This window comes from Micromonospora sp. NPDC005413, assembly GCF_040606435.1.
In the GTDB taxonomy this organism is placed as follows: domain Bacteria; phylum Actinomycetota; class Actinomycetes; order Mycobacteriales; family Micromonosporaceae; genus Micromonospora.
The window spans coordinates 50066-72578 of record NZ_JBEXEV010000018.1; the positions used below are offsets into that span (position 1 = coordinate 50066).

The 22513-nt window shown below is 71.3% G+C and carries 20 protein-coding genes and 1 pseudogene; 6 read left to right on the forward strand and 15 right to left on the reverse strand.

The window, feature by feature from the left end; all coding sequences use genetic code 11:
• Positions 1-7: 7 nt before the first annotated feature.
• From ABZS37_RS19570 to ABZS37_RS19585, 4 genes are read right to left on the reverse strand one after another with little or no spacing between them, the layout of a single operon-like run.
• Complete coding sequence (locus ABZS37_RS19570; protein WP_355170773.1) at positions 8-1915, reverse strand: TOMM precursor leader peptide-binding protein; 1908 nt, start codon at positions 1913-1915, stop codon at positions 8-10.
• On the reverse strand, positions 1912-4095 hold the full coding sequence (locus ABZS37_RS19575; protein WP_355170775.1) for a TOMM precursor leader peptide-binding protein: 2184 nt from the start codon (positions 4093-4095) through the stop codon (positions 1912-1914). Before ABZS37_RS19575 ends, ABZS37_RS19570 begins: the two co-directional genes overlap by 4 nt.
• Positions 4095-5903: a BTAD domain-containing putative transcriptional regulator gene (locus ABZS37_RS19580; protein ID WP_355170777.1), complete on the reverse strand. Its 1809-nt coding sequence runs from the start codon at positions 5901-5903 to the stop codon at positions 4095-4097. Before ABZS37_RS19580 ends, ABZS37_RS19575 begins: the two co-directional genes overlap by 1 nt.
• A gap of 25 nt (positions 5904-5928) precedes the next feature.
• Complete coding sequence (locus ABZS37_RS19585; protein ID WP_355170779.1) at positions 5929-6237, reverse strand: hypothetical protein; 309 nt, start codon at positions 6235-6237, stop codon at positions 5929-5931.
• Between the two features lie 422 nt (positions 6238-6659).
• On the opposite strand from ABZS37_RS19585, the gene ABZS37_RS19590 reads away from it, so the two are divergent.
• On the forward strand, positions 6660-7643 hold the full coding sequence (locus tag ABZS37_RS19590; protein WP_355170781.1) for a LuxR C-terminal-related transcriptional regulator: 984 nt from the start codon (positions 6660-6662) through the stop codon (positions 7641-7643).
• A gap of 591 nt (positions 7644-8234) precedes the next feature.
• Positions 8235-8897, forward strand: coding sequence for a hypothetical protein (locus ABZS37_RS19595; RefSeq protein ID WP_355170783.1), 663 nt, complete (start codon positions 8235-8237; stop codon positions 8895-8897).
• A gap of 349 nt (positions 8898-9246) precedes the next feature.
• Here the strand turns inward: ABZS37_RS19595 and ABZS37_RS19600 are convergent, their stop codons facing one another.
• The 4 genes from ABZS37_RS19600 to ABZS37_RS19615 form a co-directional block, all read right to left on the reverse strand.
• Entirely contained in the window at positions 9247-9861 is a 615-nt protein-coding gene (locus tag ABZS37_RS19600; RefSeq protein ID WP_355170785.1) for a TetR/AcrR family transcriptional regulator, read from the reverse strand.
• Between the two features lie 22 nt (positions 9862-9883).
• Positions 9884-10255, reverse strand: coding sequence for a hypothetical protein (locus ABZS37_RS19605; protein ID WP_355170787.1), 372 nt, complete (start codon positions 10253-10255; stop codon positions 9884-9886).
• A gap of 402 nt (positions 10256-10657) precedes the next feature.
• Positions 10658-10792 (reverse strand): hypothetical protein, encoded by a 135-nt coding sequence (locus ABZS37_RS19610; RefSeq protein WP_355170900.1) that lies wholly within the window; start codon positions 10790-10792, stop codon positions 10658-10660.
• 6 nt (positions 10793-10798) lie between these two features.
• Entirely contained in the window at positions 10799-11440 is a 642-nt protein-coding gene (locus ABZS37_RS19615) for a TetR/AcrR family transcriptional regulator (RefSeq protein ID WP_355170789.1), read from the reverse strand.
• Between the two features lie 389 nt (positions 11441-11829).
• On the opposite strand from ABZS37_RS19615, the gene ABZS37_RS19620 reads away from it, so the two are divergent.
• From ABZS37_RS19620 to ABZS37_RS19630, 3 genes and pseudogenes are all read left to right on the forward strand, one after another.
• Complete coding sequence (locus ABZS37_RS19620) at positions 11830-12624, forward strand: ABC transporter ATP-binding protein (protein WP_355170791.1); 795 nt, start codon at positions 11830-11832, stop codon at positions 12622-12624.
• The gene (locus tag ABZS37_RS19625; RefSeq protein WP_355170793.1) at positions 12624-13955 is read left to right on the forward strand and encodes an FtsX-like permease family protein; all 1332 of its coding nucleotides are present in this window, start codon (positions 12624-12626) and stop codon (positions 13953-13955) included. Before ABZS37_RS19620 ends, ABZS37_RS19625 begins: the two co-directional genes overlap by 1 nt.
• 207 nt (positions 13956-14162) lie before the next feature.
• Positions 14163-14417, forward strand: a pseudogene (locus ABZS37_RS19630) (AraC family transcriptional regulator); the annotation flags it as partial.
• A 269-nt stretch (positions 14418-14686) separates the two neighbouring features.
• Here ABZS37_RS19630 and ABZS37_RS19635 read toward each other — a convergent pair.
• Positions 14687-14920 (reverse strand): carotenoid oxygenase family protein, encoded by a 234-nt coding sequence (locus tag ABZS37_RS19635; RefSeq protein WP_355170795.1) that lies wholly within the window; start codon positions 14918-14920, stop codon positions 14687-14689.
• A 479-nt stretch (positions 14921-15399) separates the two neighbouring features.
• Between ABZS37_RS19635 and ABZS37_RS19640 the strand changes: the two genes are divergently transcribed.
• Positions 15400-15462, forward strand: a complete 63-nt coding sequence (locus ABZS37_RS19640; protein ID WP_355170892.1) for a hypothetical protein — start codon at positions 15400-15402, stop codon at positions 15460-15462.
• Between the two features lie 207 nt (positions 15463-15669).
• On the opposite strand, the gene ABZS37_RS19645 is transcribed toward ABZS37_RS19640, so the two are convergent.
• The 6 genes from ABZS37_RS19645 to ABZS37_RS19670 are packed head-to-tail and all read right to left on the reverse strand — an operon-like array spanning position 15670 to position 22408.
• The gene (locus ABZS37_RS19645) at positions 15670-16860 is read right to left on the reverse strand and encodes an ABC transporter permease (protein ID WP_355170797.1); all 1191 of its coding nucleotides are present in this window, start codon (positions 16858-16860) and stop codon (positions 15670-15672) included.
• Positions 16857-17552 (reverse strand): ABC transporter ATP-binding protein, encoded by a 696-nt coding sequence (locus ABZS37_RS19650; RefSeq protein WP_355170799.1) that lies wholly within the window; start codon positions 17550-17552, stop codon positions 16857-16859. The genes ABZS37_RS19645 and ABZS37_RS19650 overlap by 4 nt, the downstream gene beginning before the upstream one ends.
• A complete protein-coding gene (locus ABZS37_RS19655) occupies positions 17549-18781 on the reverse strand; it encodes an efflux RND transporter periplasmic adaptor subunit (RefSeq protein WP_355170801.1) in 1233 nt (410 codons plus the stop codon). The genes ABZS37_RS19650 and ABZS37_RS19655 overlap by 4 nt, the downstream gene beginning before the upstream one ends.
• A gap of 41 nt (positions 18782-18822) precedes the next feature.
• Positions 18823-20313, reverse strand: coding sequence for an ATP-binding protein (locus tag ABZS37_RS19660; RefSeq protein WP_355170803.1), 1491 nt, complete (start codon positions 20311-20313; stop codon positions 18823-18825).
• 2 nt (positions 20314-20315) lie between these two features.
• The gene (locus tag ABZS37_RS19665; protein ID WP_355170805.1) at positions 20316-21020 is read right to left on the reverse strand and encodes a response regulator transcription factor; all 705 of its coding nucleotides are present in this window, start codon (positions 21018-21020) and stop codon (positions 20316-20318) included.
• Between the two features lie 29 nt (positions 21021-21049).
• Positions 21050-22408, reverse strand: coding sequence for an efflux RND transporter periplasmic adaptor subunit (locus ABZS37_RS19670; protein ID WP_355170807.1), 1359 nt, complete (start codon positions 22406-22408; stop codon positions 21050-21052).
• Between the last annotated feature and the right edge of the window lie 105 nt (positions 22409-22513).

A 22513-nucleotide genomic window follows, 5' to 3' on the forward strand; every position in this document is an offset into this window, starting at 1 on the left:
CAGCACCTCACGGGAACGGGTGGGGAACGGAGTGGATCTCGTCGTCGCGCAGGTCGCGGTCGAGCAGCCCGGCGGTGCGGAACGCGGTCCGCAACCGCCGCGCGTGCGGGGCGCGCTGGCGCAGCCAGCCGAAGTCGATCGGCAGCAGCCCCGGGACCACCACGCTCGCCGTCGCCAGGCCCAGATCACGCTGCTCGGGCGTGGTCTGGTCGACGGCGATCACGTCGAAGCCCTGCGCGGTCACCGTCTTCAGGCAGCGTTCGAGGTCGTCGCGCAGGTCGGCGGTGGCCGGCGGGGCGGGACGGTCCCGCTCGTACAGCTGCGCCATCGGCGCCGGCCGGGGGCCGCGCTCCAGCAGGAACGCGGCGTGCCGTGCCATCTCCGGCAGGCCGTAGAGCAAGGGGTGGTCGTGCAGGCCCTGCACCTGGGAGAAGTCGGTCACCATGCGGCGCAACCGGGGCTCGTCGGCGCCGGCGCGGACCCGGACCATGACCGAGTCGGTGGCGATCTCGCAGAGCGCCGCCGTGATCGCGGCCTGCGGGTCGAGGCTCGCCCCGCCGCCGAAGGCGAGAGCGCCGAGGCCGCCGTCCTCGCGGACGGCCACCGCGGTCACCACTGGGATGTCGAAGGTCATTCGGGTGTCGAAGAACCGGGCCCGGTAGCCGTACATGGCCAGCCGGTCGATCATCATCCGGGTCTGCGGCCGGTCGATGCTGACCGGGTCGATCTCCGGCAGGGACCGGCCGCCGTACCAGGCCAGCAGGAACGCGTCGCGCTCGATCGCCTCCATCAGGCCGTGGTAGACCGCCTCCACCAGCGATCCGCCGGAGGCGCAGCCGTTCGACGTCTCCTGGACGAAGCGCTCCTCGACAGTCGCCGCGTGGTAGTAGACGAGGATCTCCGGCACCAGCAGCGCGCGCTGATCACGCATCGACCAGCCCCAGACCCAGGTGATCGGCCGGTCCGGGTCGAACTGGTGGAGATACGGGTTGGCCTGGTAGAACGCGTCCGTGTAGAGCCCGCACTCGCGCGGGTCCAGGGCGTCGCCGCCCAGTTCCCGCAGGGTCGCGGTGACGACGGTGCGCTTGCCGCGCGGGCGCAGTCCAGCGGCGCGCTCCAGCCCTTCCAGCACTGCGATCCGGGCGCTGCGCCGGTAGCTGTCGGCGTGCCCGCCGTACAGCGTCTCTCGCAGGTAACCGCCACTGCGCAGGGTGAACGAGCCGACCGCCGGAGAGGTGGAGAGCGAGGTGACGTCCTGCCACAGGGTCGCGCCGAGCGCGCCGCAGACCGGATTGGCGAACGCTTCGACGTTCAGCCGGTAATCGTCCAGGTCCCGACTGCGGAACGTACCTGGCGCCGGCTTCGGGGTGGCGGGCAGCTCGATCGCGGCCAGCTCCGGCGCGTCGGCGATCCCACCGCCGCAGCTCGGGCACTCCGGGTCGGGCAGCAGCGGAGCCCGGTACACCCGCAGGGTGGACAGGTCGACCTGGAGCACCATGCCGACTTCCCCCACCGCGGCGCCGGGGCTACCGGGCACGTCCGGCGCAGCGCCGGCGGCACGGTGCGCGTCGAGCAGGGCATGCAGGAAGTCCGCGACGAACGGGGTCGCGTACGGCCAAGGGCCCGCCGCCACGGTGTCGCCGCCCAGCTCGACCGCGTCGCGCAGGTCCCGGTGGCGCACCGCCTGCCAGCGGCGCGCCAGGCAGGTCGGGCAGACCGCCGCTGGCGGCATCGGCCCGAGCAGCGCCAGCTGCCCGTAGAGCAGCACCCGGGGCGCGCGCGCCGGCTGGGCGGTCGCGTTCAGCTCGTCGCGCACCCCCAACGCGACCACCTCGGCGTCGCAGCCCCGCTCGGCGAGCAGCCGGGCCAGCCCGGCGCAGACCAGCTCGTCGGTCGCAGACCCGCCGCCGCTCATCGGTCGTCTCTGGCGGCCAGCAGAACCTTCACCGCGACCAGCCCGCCCGCAGCCAGGTCCGCGCCGCCGACCGGCGCCACCAGCACGTCGTACCCGTGCTCCCGCAGCCGGTCCAGCACGTCGGCCCAGGGGTGGACCACCCCGGCGGCGGCGTCCACCTCGGCGTGCACCGGCACCGTGCCGGCGTCGAAGTCGACGAGCACCGGGTCACCGATGTCCGGCACCGCGCCGGGGTCCTGGGCGCGCAGTTGCGCCTGGCCCAGCACGTCGCGCAGCGCCGCCACAGCCGCCACCGTCCACGCCGGGTCGGCGGCCAACGCGGACGACCATTGGCCGCGGGTCGGGTCGAAGGAGCGCGCCAGCAGCACCGTCACCCCGATGTCAGGCTGCCCGCCGAGGTCGAGCAGCTCCACGGCGACGCCGAGGTTCGCCGCCGACTTGGTCAGGAAGACCAGCTCGGGGTCGGTGCCGATGGTCTCGAGGCGGATCCGCCGGGCGATGGTCCGGCCAGCGACGACCTGCCGCAGCGCGTGTCCGGCAAGCGCCGAGGCGAGCCCGGACCGGACCGCCTCGGTGAGGTCGCCGCCCGCTCCCCCACCGGCGCTGGTCGGCTCTGCGCCGCGACCGCGGTTCGCCGCCCCGAATGGCTCCAGCACCGCCGTCGGCACCGCCGCCGCCTCGCCGGTGAGCAGTGACCGGGCCGCCGCCCAGGCGTCGGCGGCGGTGTCGCCCCACCCCGAGGCGAGGCCGAGGCGGGTGGCGTCGACCCGCGGTGCGTCGTCGGGGGCGGTTCCGCCGACCGCGGTGTGGCCGGTGCCGACGACGGCCGCCACCCGCAACGCCCGCAGCCGAGCCGCCGCGACGTGGTGGACGTCGAACGCGCTCACGGTGCGGCGCCGGCCGCTGCCGTCGGTGAACTCGACCGCGCCGATCTTGATCGGGCTCTGGTCCCACCGCTCGTCGTCGTAGCGGCGGAACACCCCCAGGTGCGGTTGGAGCAGCGGCTGGTGGGCGGCGAGCTGCGCCACCGCGGCCTGCGCCTGCGCGGACTGGTCCGCCGTTTCTTCGGCCTCGGGGGTGGCCGCGTCCAGCTCGATGGAGGCCCAGGCCGGCTCCGGCGGCCCCGGGCGACAGAAGGCGCACCGGGGGTGCGGCAGCAACGGCTCGGTCAGCACGTCGAGCGAGGCGAGATGCTGCACGATCACGCTGCCGTCGGTCTCGGCCGGCAGCGCGCCGGTGGTCAGCCGGAACACCTCGTACGCCAGCAGGTTGCCGACCATCGCCGCGAGCGGCCCGTCCGGCTGGGCAGCGGCCGGCGAGGCCCCGGACGGTAACGCGGCGGCGCGCCACACCTGCCCGGCGGCGCCGGTCTCGTCGTTGTCGCCGAGCCTCAGCATCGCGCAGCACCAGCAACCGGTACGGCCCGCGCCCTGCACCGGGCCGACCAGCATCCGCCCGCCGGCCACCCAGGCCGGCAGGAGTAGCCGGTCGACGGGGATACCCGCCGCGAGCAGCCGCAGGGTGTCGCGGGGCGCGTCGTCGCCGGCGGCCACCACGACGATCTCCGCCGGGGCCAGCTCGGGCCAGCCGACCTCGCCGCCGGCGGTGGGCAGCGCCCCGACGGTCGCGGCGCAGCCCGCCGCGTCCAGCCCGGCCAGCTCCGGCGCGAGCACCGGTGAGACCGCCGGTGAGACGGTCACCGCCGTTGCGCCGTTGCGTAGCAGGCCGGCGGCGCACGCGACCGCGGCGGGGCCGGTGCCCAGCACCGCGACCCGGGTGGCCCGGAAGGTGGCGAAGCGCTGCGGTGCCCGGTCGGCGTAGTGGTCGAGGTAGGCGATCTGGGTGGCGAAGTGGGCGGCCACCGCCGGGCCGAGGATCGTCGCCGGGTCGCTCTCATCCTCCGGGATGTCGCGGGCAAAGCCACGCGCGTAGAGCGCGCTCACCAGCTCGCCGATCATGGCGCGCTGCGCGGAGGGCAACGGCGCGCAGATGTCGGCGACTCGGTTACGCCCGTTCAGGTGCGGGACGAGCAGCGACGCCAGCCGGTACGCGGCGGCGGAGGAGAGCCGGAAACCGCTGTTGGCGTTGTGGAACAGCACTCCGTCCTCGGTGCGGGTGAACAGCACGTCGTGGCGCATCCGCGGCCGGCTCTGCGCCACCGTCTCGTAGGCAGTGCTCATCACAGGGATCCCTTCGCTCGATACGGGTGTGGTGGCGGGCCGGGGTCAGGTGCGGGCCGGTCGGCGGAGGCCCGGGCGTGGTGCCGCAGCAGCCCCCGGATCCAGTAGTGGTCCGCGGCCTCCTCGACCAGGCTGTGGTCGACCAGCCCGTCGAGCAGGTCGCGAGCCGTGGCCGGCTCGACGTCGAGCAGCTCCGCGGCCCGGCCCACGGTGATCGGGCTGGGTGCCGCGGTGGCCAGGCAGACGAACGCCGCCGCCAGCGCCCCGCCGGCACGGGACAGCGCCTCGTCGAAGCGGTAGCCGAGCGACATGTCCGGCTCGCCCGGCAGGCTCAACCGGCCCAGCGGGTCTGCGCGCAGCCACTCGACCGCCTCCGCGAGGCTCATCCGGGCGCGCAGCAGGATCCGGATGGCGGCGATGCGCAGCGCCAGCGGCAGGTGTTCGCAGAGCGCCGCGATCTCCGCGGCGCTCTGCCGGTCGGCGTCGACCTGCTCGGGCCCGAGCGCGGTGCCGAGCACCTGCAGTGAGTCGGCAGGGTCGAGCGGCTCCACCCGGTGCAGCCAGCCACCGAGCCGTGCGACTGGACCGGAGAGGCTCCGCCGGCTGGTCAGCAGCAGAGCGTCGCCGGGCGCCAACAGAGCGGGCAGCTCGCGCGCCTGGCTGGCGTCGACCACGTCATCGACCAGCAGCAGCCGTCGGCCGCCGGGGGTGCCAGCGCCCCGGCCGAGCGCCGCGAGCAGCTGCCGCTCGGCGTGCTCCAGCGGCGACGCCGACCCAGTGGCCGAGCCCATCTCCACCCGGATGTGGCCGCCGGGGAAGTCGTCCGCGACGAGCTGCCCGACGTGCCGTGCCAGTGCGGTCTTGCCGACGCCGGGCGGGCCGCTGAGCGCCACGATCGGGCAGCCCGCGCGGAGCCGATCGGCGATGGTACGACCGAGCGCGACCCGACCGACGAAGCCGGGCGCGACCGGATGCTGGGTCGGCGCGGTGGCGGGTCGGGCCACCGGACCGGCCGGGGTGGGCGGTTCGCCGCGCAGGATGGTCAGCTCCAGCGCGCGCAGCGCTGGGCCGGGGGCGACGCCGAGTTCGTTGCCGAGGTGTTCCCGGACCCGGCGCAGCTCGGCCAGCGCGTCGGCCTGCCGGCCGGTGCGGTAGAGCACCGAGACGAGCTGCGCGGAGAAGCGCTCGTTCGCCGGGTAGGCGCGGGTCGCGGTCCAGAGGTCCACCAGCACGGAGCGATCCCGGCCCAGGCCGATCTTCAGGTCGCAGACCCGCTCGATCACCCGGACCCGCTCCTCGCTGATCCGGGGTACCACGTCGCGGTGCAGCGCCTCCGACGGCACGTTGGCCAGCATCGGGTCGCTCCACAGCGCCAGCGCCTCCTCCAGCATGGCCAGCTCCGCCTCCGGGTCCGGTTCGTCGCGGGTGCGGACCACCAGGTCGCGGAAGCGCATCAGGTCGACGGTCTCGGCGGTGGCGGTGATCCGGTAGCCCCCCGGCACGGTCTTGATCACGCTGCCGGTGATGCCGTGTCGGCTGAACAGCTGCCGCAGCCGCAGCGCGCAGGTCTGCAGTGCGGCCTTGGCCGAGGCGGGCCGCTCGTCGCCCCAGATCGCCTGCTGCAGCGCGCCGACCGAGACCACCTCGTCGGGGTGCAACAGGAGCGCCGCGAGCAGCGAGGTCACCTTCGACGGCGGCAGGACCAGCGCGTCCGCGCCGCTGGTGAGGGTCAACGGGCCGAGCACCCGGAACGCCGCGGGCCGGGCCGGCCGGTCGTACCCGGGCACGCTCACCGCGACACGTTCCAACGCGACCTCCCCGTCCGGGCGGGGGCTAGGTGACCGTCCAGCCCCGCAGCGCCGGCACGCTGCGGATCGCGCGCTGGCAGACCCGCTGCACGATGTAGTCGGAGATCGCCTGCTCCGAGGCGACTGTGAAGACCGCGACCTCCATCTGTCCGGCGAAGGCGCGGGCACGGATATGCCGGATGCCATCGGCTGCGGCGGCGTTGAGCCACAGCAGGTCCGTCAGTTCGCCGGCGGACAGGTCGTGATCATCGCGCGGCGGCCGCAGCGCGATCCGGGTGAACAGCACGGCGAGCCTCCGCTGAACCGGGCCGACCAGGTCTGCGTGTGCGCCCATGTGAGACGAACCCCGGACAACGGCCGGGTACCTCGATGATTCGGATCCGCGATGCGTTCGCCGCGGTGGTCGCGAATGCGTCGGCTGTCCACTCCGGCCCCGATGTGCATCGGGCACCTCCCTCGTCTGCCGCCCGTTTGGTTGCGGGCGCCGGAATGAGCGTGCGGTTCGGGCGATGTCCGCGTCATCACTCCGGGCGCTGCCGGAACCGGCCACGGCCGGTTCCGGCATGCTGAGCGGACGTCCGGAATCAACGATTGTCGATTTTGCGGTCGGCGGACCCACTTGTCTTGTTGGTGGGCATGCCTGCCCGTGTTCACCATTTCGACCCCCTCCGGCCAGGGCCTTGTCGACGAACGGACACCGTTTCGAGACCTTGCGGAGGACCCGGATTCAACTAATGTGATCAATCGGTGAACACAATGGAGGAGATCTTGCTCGAACGGCTAGGTGTGTCGGCAACTGCCGAAGCCGTGTACTGGGCGATGTTGGATCATCCGACGTGGGACGTCGACGAGCTCGTCACGAACCTCGACATCCCGGAGACGGTCGTCCACGACGCCCTCTCCACCCTGGCCGACCGCGCGTTCATCACGCCGTCGACCAGCCGGCCGGGCACCCTACGCGCGGTGAGCCCCAAGATCGGCCCGCTCGCTATGCTCGACCAAGCCGAACAGCAGATGATCGCGCAGCAGGCGAAGCTCCAGGCGGCGCGCGCCTCGGTCCTCGCCCGCGCCGCCAGCCACGACACCCACCGCGAGCGGGAGGAGATCGTCCGGCTGGAAGGGCTCGACACGGTGCGCGACCGCCTCGCCGAGCACGCCCGTACCGCCTCCGAGAGCTTCATGACGCTGACAACCGGCCGGGCGATGCCGCCGGAAGCTATCGAGACCGGCAAGACGCTGACCCGGATCGCCCTGTCCCGAGGGGTGACAATCCGGCACATCTATCAGGAGTGCACGCTGCACGACGCCGCCTCCCGCGCATACGCCGAACTGATGGCAGAGCAGGGCGAGCAGAGCCGCGTGATGCCAGAGGCGCCGGTGCGAATGACCCTCGTCGACCGGCAGTTCGCGCTCGTCCCGATCGAGCCGCGCTCCGGCCGGGGCGCGCTGGAGATCCGCGGCAACCGCCTGGTCTCGGCGCTGTGCCTGCTCTTCGACATGCTCTGGGAGCAAAGCACGCCGTTCCCGCAGCCGTCCACCGCGGGCGAGCACGGCCTGACCGACCAGGCCGTCGCCATCCTACGGCTGCTCCGCCAGGGGCGAACCGACGAGGCAATCGGCCGCCAGCTGGGGCTCTCCGAGCGCACCGTGCGCCGCACCGTCCACGACCTGATGCAGCGCCTCCACGCCGAGAGCCGCTTCCAGGCCGGGGTGGAGGCAGCGCTACGCCGCTGGATCTGATCCCACTGCCCTGTCCCGGGGTCTGCCGCACACCGGGAACCTGCCCGGCGCCAACGCTACGCGGATCCCGCACCGGCGACACTGTCGCCCAGCACGTCCTCGCCGCCGCCGACCAGGCCACTGGTGTCGTGCTGGCCAGCTGGCCGCCGTGTCCCTGGCCCAGTCGGCGGCGACCTTGAACCGGATGGAGGGCCGCCACGTCGCCGCCCTGGGCGAGCAGTTCGCCGGCAACCGGCTTCTGCGCGACCGCCTCACCCAGCCGGGATCGGCGGAGACGATCGCGCCGCTGGTGCAGAACGTGCTGACCCAGGCCGGCGCGACCACGGTCAGCGTCGGCGACGCCCGCGGCCGGGTGGTCAGCTCCACCAACCGTCGCGGACCACCCGGGCGTACGGGGCGGCCAGGCGCCGCAGCGCGGCCACCGCCCGGTCGGCGCGTACCTCCTGCACCACGGATGGGGTACGACCACGACCACGACCACCAGGTGACAGCGACCGGCCAACACCGCGGTGGCGGTCAGATTTGCACCCCCATTGCCGATAGTTCGGGCACGGCTACTGGTCCGCTTGAGTATCTGGAGCATTTGTGACGATGGCTGAACACCACGAGCGGGGACGGACCACCGAGGCGTTGTCGAAGGAGGCCGCGGACGGGTCGTTCCTGCTTCCCGAGGTGGTACGTGCCCTGCCGTACTCCTGGTCGTATGGCTTCATCTGGCCCCCGGAAACAGAGCAGAGCGACGAGACTCTGGCGTACGCCAGAGCGGTACTCGCGGCATGTCTTCCACCGGCGCCTCTCGCCGAGCCCGAACCTCCTCCGGAACCGGACAAGTTCAGCATCAGGGAGGGCGAGAAACCGGAATGGGTCGAGATCAGGGCTGTGGTGCGAAACCTCACGGACTACGCCAGTTGCGTGACGAGGGAACGCATGGCCGAGGCCGAGGCCGAGTGCGCGCGCAGGGGACTTGACACCACGGACTTCACCGAGCGGTGGACCATCCGAATTTCCGGATGGATTGCGGAGCAGGTTCTGTACTGGTGCGGGCTCATGGTTGATGACGTCGAGTCGCTCCGTCCGTGGGCGATGGAACTCGCCGAGTTGTACGCCCAACGAGGGATGGCCGCCGAGAAGTCCGTCGCGCTGCTGTGCCTCACCAGGACGGTTCCCGAGAGCCGCGAGGCGCTGGTCCGGCTGGCCGCAGACAGAGGACTGTCACCCGAGCTTCGCGAACTGGCGTCAGAGGGGCTCGCTTGATCGGTCTTCGACCGGCTGTCGCTCGGTCTTGCGCCGCCGAACAGACACCGGGTGGAACCACGCCACCCCGCGTCCCACCCGGCAACCGCCGGGTAATGCGACAGATCAATGTCGCCGCTTCCTCTGAGGGCGGTGCCAGGTGCAGTATGGATCCGGGTACCTGGGCCATGGCCCGCGTAGGGCTGGCTTTTCTACGGTGATCAGCCGCCGCGTCCCTGCGGGTCGGCGTCGGCGCGGTCGCGGTCGCGAAAGTTCGCGAGTAGCCGGGGTGGCCCCGGGGCCACGCAACGAAGAAGCGCGCTGGCCCCCGTAACCAGGCCTCCGCCGTAAGCGTCCCTGCGGGCGGTCTTCATGCCGTTCGACAACAGGACCGCGCGCACGGGGAAGGGGTGGCCGGCCCTGCAGGCGGGAGGCCCACCCTCGAAGTCGGGTTTCCTTCAGGCTTTGGTGTGCAATAGATGGCGAACGCGTTGATCGCGTGTGCCCAGGCCGCGTCGAGGTCGGCGTTGGGTGGGAATCGGTTGGCCAACTCAAGATCGACAAGGCCGTGCGCGAGGCCCCAGATGGCACGCGCGGCTGCGATGTTGCCGCCGGTGATACTCAACAGGGGCGCGGCCGCCGCAGCCTCGACGCCGGACTCGAGACGTGGACGATCCAGGGAGTGGCGGGCACTGAGCTCGTAGAGGCGAGGGTGCTCAAGCGCCCATCGCCGGTAGGCGGCGACGAGCGTGGCGAGGTCGGCGCTGGCCCCGGCCAGCACAGCACCGAGCCGTTCCAGCGCGCGCTGTTGCAGTGCACCTTCGATCTCGGTCTTGCTGGCGATGTGTTTGTACAGCGAGGGTGCCTGGATCCGTAGTTCGTCGGCGAGGCGCCGCATGGTTACCGCGTCTGGGCCTTCACGTTCCAGGATCCGCTCGGCCGCGTTGATCACCTCGGCGCGCCGGTTCACCAGCGCCTCGGGCAAGCCGGGATCGCTACCAGGGCTCTCATCCGGTGCGTTGGGCGGTGCCGCGACGGTCCGGGGACGACGTCCAACCGCGACTCAACACGTAGGCACCGATGAGGAGCGCCGAGACGGTGCCATCCCAACCGACGATCGTTGTGGTGTCGGCGATGCCGCCGTGGGCGGCGTAGAACAAGGCGGTCACCGTGAGCGCGACCTTGTGGAAGATCACCAGCTCCCACACGCCTCGGTAGCCGCGCGGTGCCAGCGAAAGCAGCAGGAACAGGCCAGCGAAGACGACGAGGCCGTAGGCTCGCCAGGTCTCGACGACTTTGGTCCCGCCATCGGCGTCCCAGGCCGTGCCGGTCGCGGTGAGCGCGGCGCCGACGGCGCCGACGGCGGCGAACCACAACATGATCCTTGCGATCCGATCGCGACCAGATCCTGGCGTCCGCGCGGGACGGGTTGACAACGCGGAACTGCTGGTGATCATTACCGTCCTCGGGTCTGGCTAACATCGTTAGCCAGACCGTAAGCTAACAACGTTAGCCTCGTCAAGCGGTAGTCGTCCCCCGGGCGCGACAAATGACGGCACGGCATTAAGGCACCGGAAACGCGTAGGTCAGCCCACGGGCGTCATCAGGTCCGCTGCGTGCGGCACGATGGCCTGCCGGTGTTCGGTCGGACTGAGACTGCGTACCCGTTTGAAGGCCGCGCTGAGTGCGAACGAGCTGCCGTAGCCGACCAGGTGTGCGACCGCGCCGAGGGTGGCGTCCGGTTCCGGCCATCTCTCGATCCTTCCCAGGCCGGAAAACCTCTACAAGATCCGGGGCGGTTCACCGACGCCCCAGGAGCCGGCGACGATCAGCGCCAGCCGGGCCTGCTCGGGCAGGCCGAAGTGGGCGGTAGGCGATGTCGCCGCACCACCGCTGATCCGGTGCAGGGCCGACACCCGCAATCAGGCCACAGGCCGCGCGTCGGCGGGGATGAGTGGCGTGATGCCGTCGAGGAGGCGCTGGAGGCCGAATTCGAAGATGCTGGCGGGCTCCGACGCTTTGAGGGCGTCCGCGTCGAACCGGGCGATCATCGGCAGGTCGCCGGAGTCGAGCGCCTCCTGGATCCTGGTGCTCCGGGCGTCGATCCACTGCGAACGGGTGCTCCTCGCATACTGTTCGCGCGCGAGGGGAAAGGCCGCGCTCTGTACGTGCGTCGAAACCGCGATCGCGATCCGTACCATCGTGGCGAAGTCGAGGCCGAGGCCGTCGACGGCGTGGATCCGCCAGTCGGTGTAGGCCATCATCCTGGGCGCGATCGGCGGCCGGGTCGTCAGCGCGAACACCTGCGGCACCCACGGATGGTCGACGTAGATCGCCCACTCCCGCCGCGCCGACAGCTCCAGCTTCGCCCGCCAGCCCTCCGGCCCGGGCTCGGGAAGCGGCTGGTCCCCGAAGACCGCGTCGATCATCAGCGCCCCGAGATCCTCCTTGCTCGGCACATACCGGTACAAGGACATCGGGCCGACGCCGAGTTCGGCGGCCGCACGGCGCATCGAGAGCGCGCCGCCGCCGTCCCGGTCCGCCAGACTGATCGCGGCACGCACGACGCGCTCCACCGTCAGGCCCGGCTCGATCGCCGGCGCCGGCTCGGGCTCGGGTTGCCCCGGCCCGGGTGGCCCCGCCCCAGGGAGCCCGCCCCCGGGTCCGAACTGCTTCTCGGCGAGGCGTTCCCGATATGCCCGGGCACGGCACGCCCGGCTGCAGTATCGCGCCGGACGCCCGCGTCCGGAGGTGGGCAGCTCTCTGCCGCACACCAGGCAACCTGCCATCGCCAGCCACTCCATTTCGTCACGCACTCAAGCTTGTGACAAAAGTGTAGCCGCGGTGCGGTTCCGTGTCGATAAGTTCGGACCCACACCACGTAAATACTGAGCGTAGACGCCATAAGAGCAGAGCCTGGCCCATTCTCGCCCCGATCGGGTACGGTGTATTTATGACTCGTACACCGTACTCAACCGTGCCGATCGCGGAGCGTGTCACGCCACAGAGCGTGGCGCTACGCGGCGTCGTCAAGACGTACCGGTCCGGCACCTCCGCCACGGCCGTGCTCGGCGGGATCACGCTCGCCTTCCCTCGGCGCTCCTTCACCGCTGTCATGGGCCCGTCTGGATCGGGCAAGAGCACCCTGCTGCACTGCGCGGCGGGGCTGGAGCGCCCGACCTCCGGCTCCGTCGCGATTGACGGCACCGAGTTGACGGGGCTCGACGAGACCGCGCTCACCCGCTTCCGCCGCGACCGGCTGGGCTTCGTCTTCCAGTCCTACAACCTGCTGTCGACGCTGACCGTCCGGCAGAACATCACGCTTCCGGCCGAGCTGGCCAGCCGCCGGGTCACCACTGCGGCCGTCCGCGACGTACTGGCCCGGCTCGGCCTCGACCGGCACGCTGACGCCCGACCCGCGACGCTTTCGGGTGGTCAGCAGCAGCGGGTCGCGATCGCCCGCGCTCTCCTGAACGAGCCGGCGGTGATCTTCGCCGACGAGCCGACCGGAGCGCTGGACAGCCGCGCCGCCGCCCAGGTCCTCGGGCTGCTGCGCGACGCGGTCGACGTCTCCGGACGTACCGTCGTGATGGTCACCCACGATCCCGTCGCCGCCTCCGTCGCCGACGCCGTGGTGTTCTTCGCCGACGGTCAGGTCAGGGAGACGCTGGTACGACCGAGCGTCGAGGCCGTGGCGGCGCGGATGGCGACACTCGGGGTCGCCATCGGAACGGATGGTGGTCGGTGATGTGGCGGCTTTCGTTGCGTACGGTTCGGGCCCGACTCACGTCCTACGTCGCGACCGCCAGCGTGATCGTCGCGGGGACCGCGCTGCTGACCGCCTTCGCCGCGCTGGCCGAGACCGGTGTCGCGGACCAGTCCGGCGGGTCCGAGACGCTTGCCATCTTGGCTGCGATCATGGGCGGTTGGACCATGGTCGTCGTGGTGTTCGGCGTCGTGTCGACGGTGTCCCTCTCAGTCCAGCAGCGCGAGCGGGAGCTGGCGTTGCTGCGCGCGATCGGCACCACCCCCGCCCAGGTACGCCGGTCGGTGCTGGTGGAGACCGTCGCGGTTGCCCTGCCGGCGGTGGCCGTCGGTGTGCTGCCGGGAATATGGCTCGGCTCGTTCCTCCTCGCCCGGATAGCCGACGTCGGGGTGGCCGTCGCGGACACCGGGTTGGTGACAACCTGGCGGGCCCTCGCGTTCGGCGTGCTGACGTCTCTGCTGTCCGCGGTTATGGCGGCGACGGTAGCCGGCCGACGGGCCTCGCTGGTCGCGCCGGTGCTGGCGCTGGCCGCTCCCGGCGACCTTCCGGACCGGTCAAGCGTGATCACCCGGCCTCGCCTGCACGTCGGCATCGCGTTCGTCGTGCTGGGATTCGGTGCGGGGATCGGCACCCTCTTCACGGCCAACGGACCGATGCTCTCGGCCGCAGCCGGGCCGGCGTGCATCGCGACGGCGATCGGCCTGGCGCTGCTGAGTCCTGCCGTCGTCGCCGCGGCGAGCCGCGCCGCCGGCGTGGTGCCCAGCGGCGTGGCCAGGCTCGCGATGCGTAACCTTGGCGCCCGCGCAGCACGGGCGACCACGGTCGTCGGCCCGCTCACGCTGCTCGTCGGGATCGCGGTCGGCACCCTGTATATGCAGACCACGGAGGACAGCCGGGTCGCTGCCAGTCCCGGCTCGCCGCAGTTCGCCGCAGCGAACTACCTCGTCGTAGCCATGATCATCGCGTTCTGTGCGATCGCCGTGACGAATACACTGCTCGCCGCGACCTGGCACCGGCGCCGCGAACTCGGGCTGCTGCGTTTGATCGCGTCCACCCGGCGGCAGGTGCTGGGCATGATGGCGGTGGAGTCGCTGATCTCGGCGGCGGTCGCCGTCGTTCTCGGATCAGTCGCCGCCCTGACCACGACGGTTCCGTACAGCATCGTCAGGACCGGCTCGGCGATCCCCGCCGGCCCGCCGTGGATGTATCCCGCGATCGCCGGCGGCGCGGCCGTGGTGACCCTGGCCGCCACGCTACTGCCGACCCTGCGCGCCACCCGGGTACGCCCGGTCGCCGCACTCGGCGTCGCATAGCTTCCCCGGACGCCCGGGTCGTCGCGCGACACCGAAAGAGCGGCGGCGCAGTCGATCAGACCGTGTTCGTCGACCGGTCCGATCGCCGGGTCGTGGACCGGGATTGCGGTGCTGGCGGTGCCACACGGCTGCGGCACGGTCCGGGCGAGCGGGCCGGACGGCGCCGCGGTCGGTGGTGTCCGAGGCTCCAGCACATATCCTTCTCCCGTGGGACTGCGGTTCGAGATGCGCCTGTCCGACTCGCCGTGGATCGACACCGTGTGGACCTGCACGAGCGAGCAGGTCGTGGAGATGACCTCCGTTGCGGCGGTGTGCTGGGGCCTAGTGTTCTGGGAGCGCGAGGGCAGGGCGTACGCGGGCATTTCCGGCCCCAAGACCAGGACCGGTACCGCGCCTGTGCCGGAGGGCGCGACCTTCGTGGGCATCGAGTTCGCCGTGGGCACTTGGCTCCGGTCCGTGCCCACGCCGGCCCTGGGCGACCCTTCTGATGAACACCCCGCACCCCAAACACCAAGCCGTCACCGAGGACGCCAAAAGCGCCAGGGACGCCGACGACGCGGAGCCGGTGCTCGCTCACCCCTGATCCCTACGGCAGAGGCCCACTGGGGCAGCGCTCAGCCGCGGGGCCGTCGGCGGCCGTGACCCGGACGGGATGGGCCGCCGAGGTCTGTGCTGCCGCCGAAGCAGACATCGTGGAGGTCACGGGGGAACCGGTGTCCCTCCATCCCCGATCACACGTCGGGAACCCAACTGCCGTGGAAGCCGAGCGGCACCCGCGCTGGCAGGTGGACCCGGGCGACCGGCTTGCCGGTGAAGTCCTGCGCGGCCAGGATCACCAGGTCGGACGCCACGCACCAGTAGAAGCTCGTCTGCTCGGCGATGTCGAGTGCTCGGCGATGCTGGCTCTCGCCCGCCCCGAATAGGCCCAGCCGCAGGCAGACCCGGCCGAGCGCATTCAGCGCCATCGCCTCGGTGCGTCGTCTCCGAGGCGCCTGGTCAGGTCGACGGCCAACTCCGCGTCCGATCGGGTCTGTTCGGACGCGCCGGTCATGCATCGCAGCAGCGCGCGGCCGGAAGGCGACCTGATCATTGGACTTGAGAGGTCCGCGATCGGCACGCTGGTCGAACGCAGCATCGCGATCATCAGAAAACCAGCAGTGAGCCGGCGATAGCTCGTGCGGGGTGGTCAGTTCGCAGATGATCCGACCACCGTCGTCTCCTCAGTTGGTCTTCGTGACCGACGACGCGGTCACCGAGCCGCTCGCGTCAGTGTCGCCGGCCACGCTGACCTTGTCGCCAGCCTTGAAGCTCTTCAGCTGGCCGGGGACCTGTATGGACGTGTCGCCGTTGGTGCGGATCGTGATCACTTCTCCGGCCTCTGTTTGCAGATAGACCGTGGTGCCGTCGACGAGCTTCACGGTGCCGGTGGTGGTGTTGGCGCGCTGTGGTCTGCCCTGGGTGCCGCCGCCGATTGAGCCATCCCCGGGGAGGACCGTGGGTGGGGTGAAGCCGCCCTGGCCCCGGAATCCGCCCGGTCCTGCGGCGGCGGGTTGCGCGCCGAACTCTTTCTGCACCTCGATGCCGGCCACTAGGCCGCCAACGAGCAGCAGGGCCACAGCGAGGACGACCGTCGTCCTGTTCCACCAGCGGCGGTCAGCCGCGGCAGCCAGCTCGACGTCCAGTGTGGTGGCAGTCACTATCGATCTCCCGGGGTTCACTCGTAGCGGAGGGCGTCAATGGGGCGCAGGCCGGCTGCCCGGTGGGCGGGCACGCTGCCGAAGAAGAGCCCGATCGCGACCGACACGCACAGAGCGAGCGCGACCGAGCTGGGCACGATGACCGGCCGTACGCCGACGATGGTGAAGTTGCTGCCGACGAACGCGGCCGCTACGCCCAGCCCGCCGCCCAGCAGACTCAACATCGTGGCCTCGGCCAGGAACTGGGTGAGGATCACCCGGCGCGGTGCGCCGAGAGCCTTACGGATACCGATCTCCCGGGTGCGTTCGGTGACCGTGACGAGCATGATGTTGGTGATACCGATGCCGCCCACCAGCAGGCTGATGCCGGCGACCGCGCCGAGGAGTGTGGTGAACGTGTCGGCCGTCTCGGTCTGCGTCTGCAGGAGCTGGGAGGCGTTCTGGATGCGGTAGGGCTGGGAGTTCGAGGCGGTGGGCGCCTGGATTCGCTGGGACAGGATCAGCGAGACCTGTGACTGGGCGTCGGTCACCTTCTCCGGAGTCCGGGCCTCGACCACGATCGAGGTGAGCGGCCCGTACCCGGTGAGTGCCTGCTGGACCGCGGTGAGCGGTGCGATCGCGACATCGTTGGCGTCCATGAAACCGGAGGCGCTGCTCTTCTCCTCCAGCACGCCGATGACCGTGAACAGGGCACCGTTGACGGTGATCTCCTTGCCGACAGCCTCGACGCCGGGGAACAGCTCGTCGGCGACGGTCTGCCCGATCACCACGACCGGGCGGCCCTGCGCGACGTCGTCGGCGCTGAACGCGGCTCCGGCGCCGACCGGCGAATTCGAGGCGGCGAAGTAGCCGGGGGAGCTGCCGACGAGTTGTTGCACGGAATGGTCGGTGCCCTGGTAGGTCAAGGTCGCCTGGGTGCTGCTGACGGGTGACACCGACGCGACGTCGGGGGCGAGGACCGGGTCGTTCAGCGCCTCGGCCAGCGCCGGAGTGAGGACGCCACTGCCGCCGACGCCCTGCACGGTCAGGGTCTTGGTGCCCAGTGCCTCGATCCGGTCGGCGACCTGGCGGGCAGAGCCGTTGCCCACGGCGACCAGCAGGATCACGGCCGCGACACCGATCAGGATGCCGAGCATGGTGAGGCTGGAGCGGAGCTTGTTGGCGCCGATCCCGCGTACGGCGAAACGCAACACCTCGAAGGCGCTCATGCCAGCACCCGCTGCTGCCGTACGTCAGTGACGATCTGGCCGTCGACGAGCCGGATCAGGCGGCTCGCGCGGGCGGCGACGTCCTCCTCGTGGGTGATCAGCAGGATGGTCCGGCCGGCGGCGTGTAGGTCGTCGAAGATGCCGAGGACGTCTTCGGTCGACCGGCTGTCGAGGTTGCCGGTCGGTTCGTCGGCCAGCACCAGCGCGGGCTCGGTGACCAGCGCCCGAGCCACCGCGACGCGCTGCTGCTGGCCGCCGGAGAGCTGGTTGGGCTCGTGGTCGCCGCGCTGAGCGAGGCCGACCATGTCCAGCGCGTTGCGTGCCCGTCGGCGACGCTCGGCCGCCTTGATGCCCGCGTAGGCCAGCGGGAGTTCGACATTGGCCACCGCGGACGTGCGGGGGATCAGGTTGAACGACTGGAAGACGAAGCCGATCCGGCGGTTACGCACCAGAGCGAGTTGACGGTCGTTGAGCCGGCTCACGTCGACGCCGTCGAGCAGGTACTGACCTGCGGTTGGGATGTCGAGGCAGCCCAGGATGTTCATCAGGGTGGACTTGCCGGAGCCGGACGAACCCATGATCGCCAGGTACTCGCCCCGCTCGACGGTCAGTGACACTCCGCGCAGCGCGTGGACGGTGGCGGCGCCCTGGCCGTACACCTTGGTGACGGTGCGTACGTCGAGAACGGTCATCGGCCACCTCCGGCGCGGCCGCCGCCAGGGAACCCTCCACCGCCGGGGCCTGTCCCTCCGCCGGGGAAACCGCCGCCCGGCCGCGTCCCCTGATTGGAGTCGCTCGGCATGGCGACCAGCACCTGTTCTCCAACGGCGAGCCCGGACTTGATCTCGGTCGTGCTGTCGCCCTTGAGCCCGACCTCCACCGCGCGGACGACCCGTTGGCCGTTGTCCAGCACGGTGACGGTGTGGCGGTTGCCCGCGCTGGTGATGGCCGCCGAGTTGACGTAGACGACCATGTCGGCTTGGCCGACGGTGACCGACACGTTGACGCTCTGACCGGCGCGTACACCCTCGGGCAGGTCATTGAGGGTGAACGTGACCCCGTAGGTCACGACGTTGTTCTCCGTCGTCGCGTTGGGGTCGATGGCGGCGAGCTTGGCCGCCGACCGCGCGCCGGCTAGTGCGTTCCAGGTGACGGTGCCGGTCTGGCCGACCTTGAGCTTCGTGGCGTCCGCCTCGGCGACCGAGGCGGAGACCTCCAGCCGGCTCAGATCGGCGATCTCGATGAAGCTCGCGGACGACGATGCGGTCCCGGTGTCGCCGCCGCTGGAAGCGCCGCCCGGCGCGGTGCCGCCGCCCTTCGTAGCGTTGCCACCGCTGCTGGCGGACCCGGAGGCCGACCCGCCGACCGTGCCGTTGACAGCGGTCACCGTTCCGGCCATCGGCGCCTTGAGGGTGGTGCCGGCCACGGCGTCCTCGGCCTCGTCGACGTCGAGTTCGGCCTGGTCGACCTGGGCCTCTGCCTCCGAGGTGTCGCCGTCGGCGTCCTGCGCCCGGTCGAGAGCGGCCTCGGCGGCGTCGAGGTTGCTCTGGGCGGCGGTCAGCTGCCGCCGCGCGGCCTTGTCGTCGACCGCCGCCAGGATCTGCCCCTTGGTTACCTTGTCGCCGACCTGCACCCGGATGGCGGTGACGGTGCCGGAGGTGCCGAACGTGGCACTCGCCGTCGAGGCGCTGCGTACGGTGCCAGAGGCGGAGACCATCGCCGTGACCGTGCCCTGGGCCGCGGCGATGGTGCGGCTGCCGCCGGAGCCCGGCTCCGCGGCCTTCGCGGTGCTGAATGATGTATACGCCCAGGTGGCCGCGCCGGCCACCGCCAGGGCGAGTACGAGGTTAACGAGCAGGGCTGGCGACGTCCGCAGTCGCGCGAACGACGGCCTACCCGGTCTCGGGAGGGTGTGGCGCATGCGCGACAGCTTGCAGGAGGCGGCTCGGAGCAAGCCCCGCGCTAGCTCAAAGCTGACTGGGAACCGGTAGGCAGCAGTACCCGGAACGCGGCACCCTGGTTTGGGCTCGTCTCCAGCTCAACCCGGCCGTCGTGGCCGCTCACGATCGCCGCGACGATCGACAGGCCGAGCCCGGAGCCGCCATTGCTCCGCGCTCGGCTCGGATCGGCCCGGTAGAGCCGCTCGAAGACGCGCCCGGCGTGTTGCGAGGGTAGGCCCGGGCCGTCGTCGGCGACCTCGAAAACCGCGACCGGCGTACGGCGTGGCGGCTCCTCGCCGACCACGGCGGCGAGGTGCCGGCGGGGCCGGTACGTCGCCAGCCGACCGACCCGAACGGTGATCTGGGCGTTCGGCGGCGTGTGTTGCAGCGCGTTGGCGACCAGATTCGTCGCGACCTGGCGGAGCCCGTGCTCGTCCCCGAGCACCGTCACCGGGTCGAAGGCGCACTGGTCTCCGCCGAAGTTGGCCAACTGAACCGGGCGATCGGGGCGGCGGGCGTGCGCGTCGCGGATCGTGTCGGCGGCGATCGCCAGCAGGTCGACCGGGCGTCGCTGTGGCTCCCGCTGACGGTCCAGCCTGGCCAGCAGCAGCATGTCTTCGACCAACAGCCCCATCCGGGCGGCCTCCGCCTCGATCCGGGACATCGTCTCGTCTAGCAGCCGTCCGGGTGGGGCGCCACCGCGCCGGTACAGCTCGGCGAAGCCGCGGATCGACGTGAGCGGGGTACGTAGTTCGTGCGACGCGTCCGCGACGAACTGCCGGAGCCGCTGCTCCGATGCGGTCCTGGCGGCGACCTCCGATTCGATCCGGTCGAGCATCGAGTTGAGCGCGATGCCCAGCCGGCCCGACTCGGTGTGCGGGTCGGCGTCGTCCACCCGGTGGGTCAGATCGCCGGCGGTGATTGCGGTAGAGGTGCTCTCCATCCTGATCAGCGGGCGCAGGCCGATCCGGACCACCGCTGCGGCGACCAGCGCGAGCAGGAGCAGCACGACGATCATCACGACCAGGTCGATGGCGAGCAGCAGGTCTGCCGTGGCCTCGACCTGGCGAAGCGAGATGGCGGCGACGGCCATACCGCCGTCGGGTTGGGTGACCACCGTGACCCGCCAGCGGTCCCCACCATCGACCGACTCCACGGTGTACGGCCCGTTGTCCGCCTTGTCGCGCAGTTCGGCGATCGCCCCCACCCAGGGTGGTGAGATCTCGTCGGGCGACGGGGACGGCAATTGGCGGCCGTCGGCGTCGAAGAACAGGATGGTGCGGTACAGGTCGAATCGGCCGCGGGGGAACGGATTGTCGCCGGCCTGGTCGGGCGGCAACGGACGGGCCGCGATGTGGCGCATCCCGGCGAGCTGGTTGTCGATCTGGTCGGTGAGGTACTGACGCAGCAGCACGATGCCGGCCGTGTTGGACACGACCAGGGCGACCGCGCTCAGCGCGGCCACGGCGACGACGAGGCGGGACCGCAGCGTCCACTGCCGCCACCTGGGCATTCTCATTCGTCCGGGGGCCGGCGCAGCGCGTAACCCACACCACGGACCGTGTGGATCAACGGCGGCTCCCAGCGGTCGATTTTCTTCCGGAGGTAGTAGACGTACGACTCGACGATCCGCCCGTCGCCGCCGAAGTCGTAGTTCCAGACCCGGTCCAGGATCTGCGCCTTGCTCACCACCCGGCCCGCGTTGACCAGCAGGTAGCGGAGCAGGTTGAACTCGGTTAGCGACAGGTCGACCAGCCGGCCGCCGCGGCGTACCTCGTGCGCCTCCTCGTCGAGTTCGACATCGGCGTAGCGCAGGATGGCTGTGTCGCCGTCTGGATCGATGCGGCTGCGGCGCAGGATCGCCCGGATGCGGAGGACGACCTCCTCCAGACTGAACGGCTTGGTGACGTAGTCGTCGGCGCCGACGGTCAGGCCGGAGATGCGGTCCTCGACCGCGTCGCGTGCGGTCAGGAACAGCACCGGCACGTGCGGTCCCGCCCCGGACCGTAGGCGCTGCGCGACCTGGAAGCCGTCGAGGTCGGGCATCATCACGTCGAGCACCACCAGGTCGGGCTCGAACTCGACCGCGGCGGCCAGCGCCTCGTGCCCGCCGCCGGCGACACGCACGTCGAACTCGATGAGCCGCAGCGTCGCCGACAGCAGGGCACGGATATTGGGTTCGTCATCGACGACGAGTACTCGGGTCAACCGTCCAGCCACGTCATTTTTCTATCGGAGCTACCTCGGAGTCAGCTAGGACCTGCCTTTGCGCCGGCTGTGACGATCTCGTCGCCTTCGATGAGCCCGCTGATGATCTCCGTGTACTGGTCGCCGCGTAGCCCGACGCCGACGGCGCGGGCCCGACTACCGGTGGCCGTCCTGACCACGACGGTCCCATCGGCGCGCACCGCCGCCGACGGTGCCCGCAACACACCGGCGACCTCACCGGTCCGCACCCGGACGTTCGCGCTCTGGCCCACGAGGAGCTCCGCCGGGACCTCCTCGAAAGCGAGGACGACGCCGTACCGCACCAGGTCTCCGTCGGCGGCGCCCACCGGGTCGATCCGCACGACGCGGGCAGCGAACTCCTCGTTCGGCCGATTCGCGAGCGTGACCGTCGCGTCCTGGCCCATCTCCAAGCGGCCCGCGTAGGCCTCCGGAACATCAGCCGCCACCTGCATGCCTGCCACGTCGGCCAGGGTGACGAACGCACCACCGGTGCCTACGTCGGCACCCACCGTGCCGGCGACCGTGAGCACCTTGCCGCCGATCGGCGCCTTGATCCTGGTGCCGGCAAGCTGATCCTCCGCCTCGGCCAACGCGACCTCGGCACTGGTCATTCGTTGTTGCGCGGCGAGCACAGGATCTCCGGCCCGCTGTCCGGAACACTCGGCATTCCGGCCGCCGCCCGGCACCTGACCGCCGGGTGCCTGACCGTCGGGTGTCCGGCCACCGCCCGGGTTCTGGCCGGCACCGGAGCGTGGCGGCTGGCTCGCGGAGGGTTGAAGCGATCGGGTCGGCGTCGGCGACGGTTGGCCGCTCGGTGCCACCGACGGCGACGCCGAAGGCGACGGCGTCGTGGAAGGCAACGGCGTCGTGGACGGCAACGGCGTCGTGGACGGCAACGGCGTCGCGCCGCCACTGGCAATCAGAGTGACCGGAACGACCTGCCCGATTCGGGCGGCGGCGACGGGGCAGGTGCCCGGCCCCGCGTCGCTCGTCTTCTCTGCCTCGTCGAGCGCCTCCTCCGCGTCCTTCAGCGCCTGCCGCGTGTCGGCCACCCGCTCCTTGGCGGCGGTGGCGTCAATCTCGGCGAGCACCTGACCGGTCTTCACCTGGTCACCGGGGCGTACGTTGACCGCCGTCACCGTGCCGTTGGTGGCGAAGCCGAGCGTGCGGGTCTGCGCCGGCTCAAGCGATCCGGTCGTCGCGACAGCCGTGACGACCTCGCCCCGGTCGACGCGCGCTGTGCTGGTGTTGCCGGAGCGGACCGGCCCTCCCCGGTGCGACGTCCACACCACCGCCGCGACGCCGAGCAAGACCAGCGCGGCGAGGCCGCACACGGCGAGCCTGCCGTAGCCACGCCATCTTCTTCGGAGGAAGCCCATAAGCGGCGAGTATCGGTGGCCCACCTCGCAGCTCCCTGAGCCGTACCTAGGAGTTTCCTCAGAGTCGAATTCGAAGGGTTTTTTGAGCTTGGCCTGACCTGGCCC

Coding starts and splice junctions, on each gene's coding strand:
- ABZS37_RS19605 (WP_355170787.1), bottom strand. CDS start 10,255: ATGTTGTGGTTCGCCGCCGTCGGCGCCGTCGGCGCCGCGCTCACCGCG.
- ABZS37_RS19575 (WP_355170775.1), bottom strand. CDS start 4,095: ATGAGCACTGCCTACGAGACGGTGGCGCAGAGCCGGCCGCGGATGCGC.
- ABZS37_RS19620 (WP_355170791.1), top strand. CDS start 11,830: ATGACTCGTACACCGTACTCAACCGTGCCGATCGCGGAGCGTGTCACG.
- ABZS37_RS19650 (WP_355170799.1), bottom strand. CDS start 17,552: ATGACCGTTCTCGACGTACGCACCGTCACCAAGGTGTACGGCCAGGGC.
- ABZS37_RS19585 (WP_355170779.1), bottom strand. CDS start 6,237: ATGGGCGCACACGCAGACCTGGTCGGCCCGGTTCAGCGGAGGCTCGCC.
- ABZS37_RS19625 (WP_355170793.1), top strand. CDS start 12,624: ATGTGGCGGCTTTCGTTGCGTACGGTTCGGGCCCGACTCACGTCCTAC.
- ABZS37_RS19670 (WP_355170807.1), bottom strand. CDS start 22,408: ATGGGCTTCCTCCGAAGAAGATGGCGTGGCTACGGCAGGCTCGCCGTG.
- ABZS37_RS19590 (WP_355170781.1), top strand. CDS start 6,660: ATGGAGGAGATCTTGCTCGAACGGCTAGGTGTGTCGGCAACTGCCGAA.
- ABZS37_RS19655 (WP_355170801.1), bottom strand. CDS start 18,781: ATGCGCCACACCCTCCCGAGACCGGGTAGGCCGTCGTTCGCGCGACTG.
- ABZS37_RS19570 (WP_355170773.1), bottom strand. CDS start 1,915: ATGAGCGGCGGCGGGTCTGCGACCGACGAGCTGGTCTGCGCCGGGCTG.
- ABZS37_RS19635 (WP_355170795.1), bottom strand. CDS start 14,920: ATGGCGCTGAATGCGCTCGGCCGGGTCTGCCTGCGGCTGGGCCTATTC.
- ABZS37_RS19660 (WP_355170803.1), bottom strand. CDS start 20,313: ATGCCCAGGTGGCGGCAGTGGACGCTGCGGTCCCGCCTCGTCGTCGCC.
- ABZS37_RS19645 (WP_355170797.1), bottom strand. CDS start 16,860: ATGAGCGCCTTCGAGGTGTTGCGTTTCGCCGTACGCGGGATCGGCGCC.
- ABZS37_RS19595 (WP_355170783.1), top strand. CDS start 8,235: ATGGCTGAACACCACGAGCGGGGACGGACCACCGAGGCGTTGTCGAAG.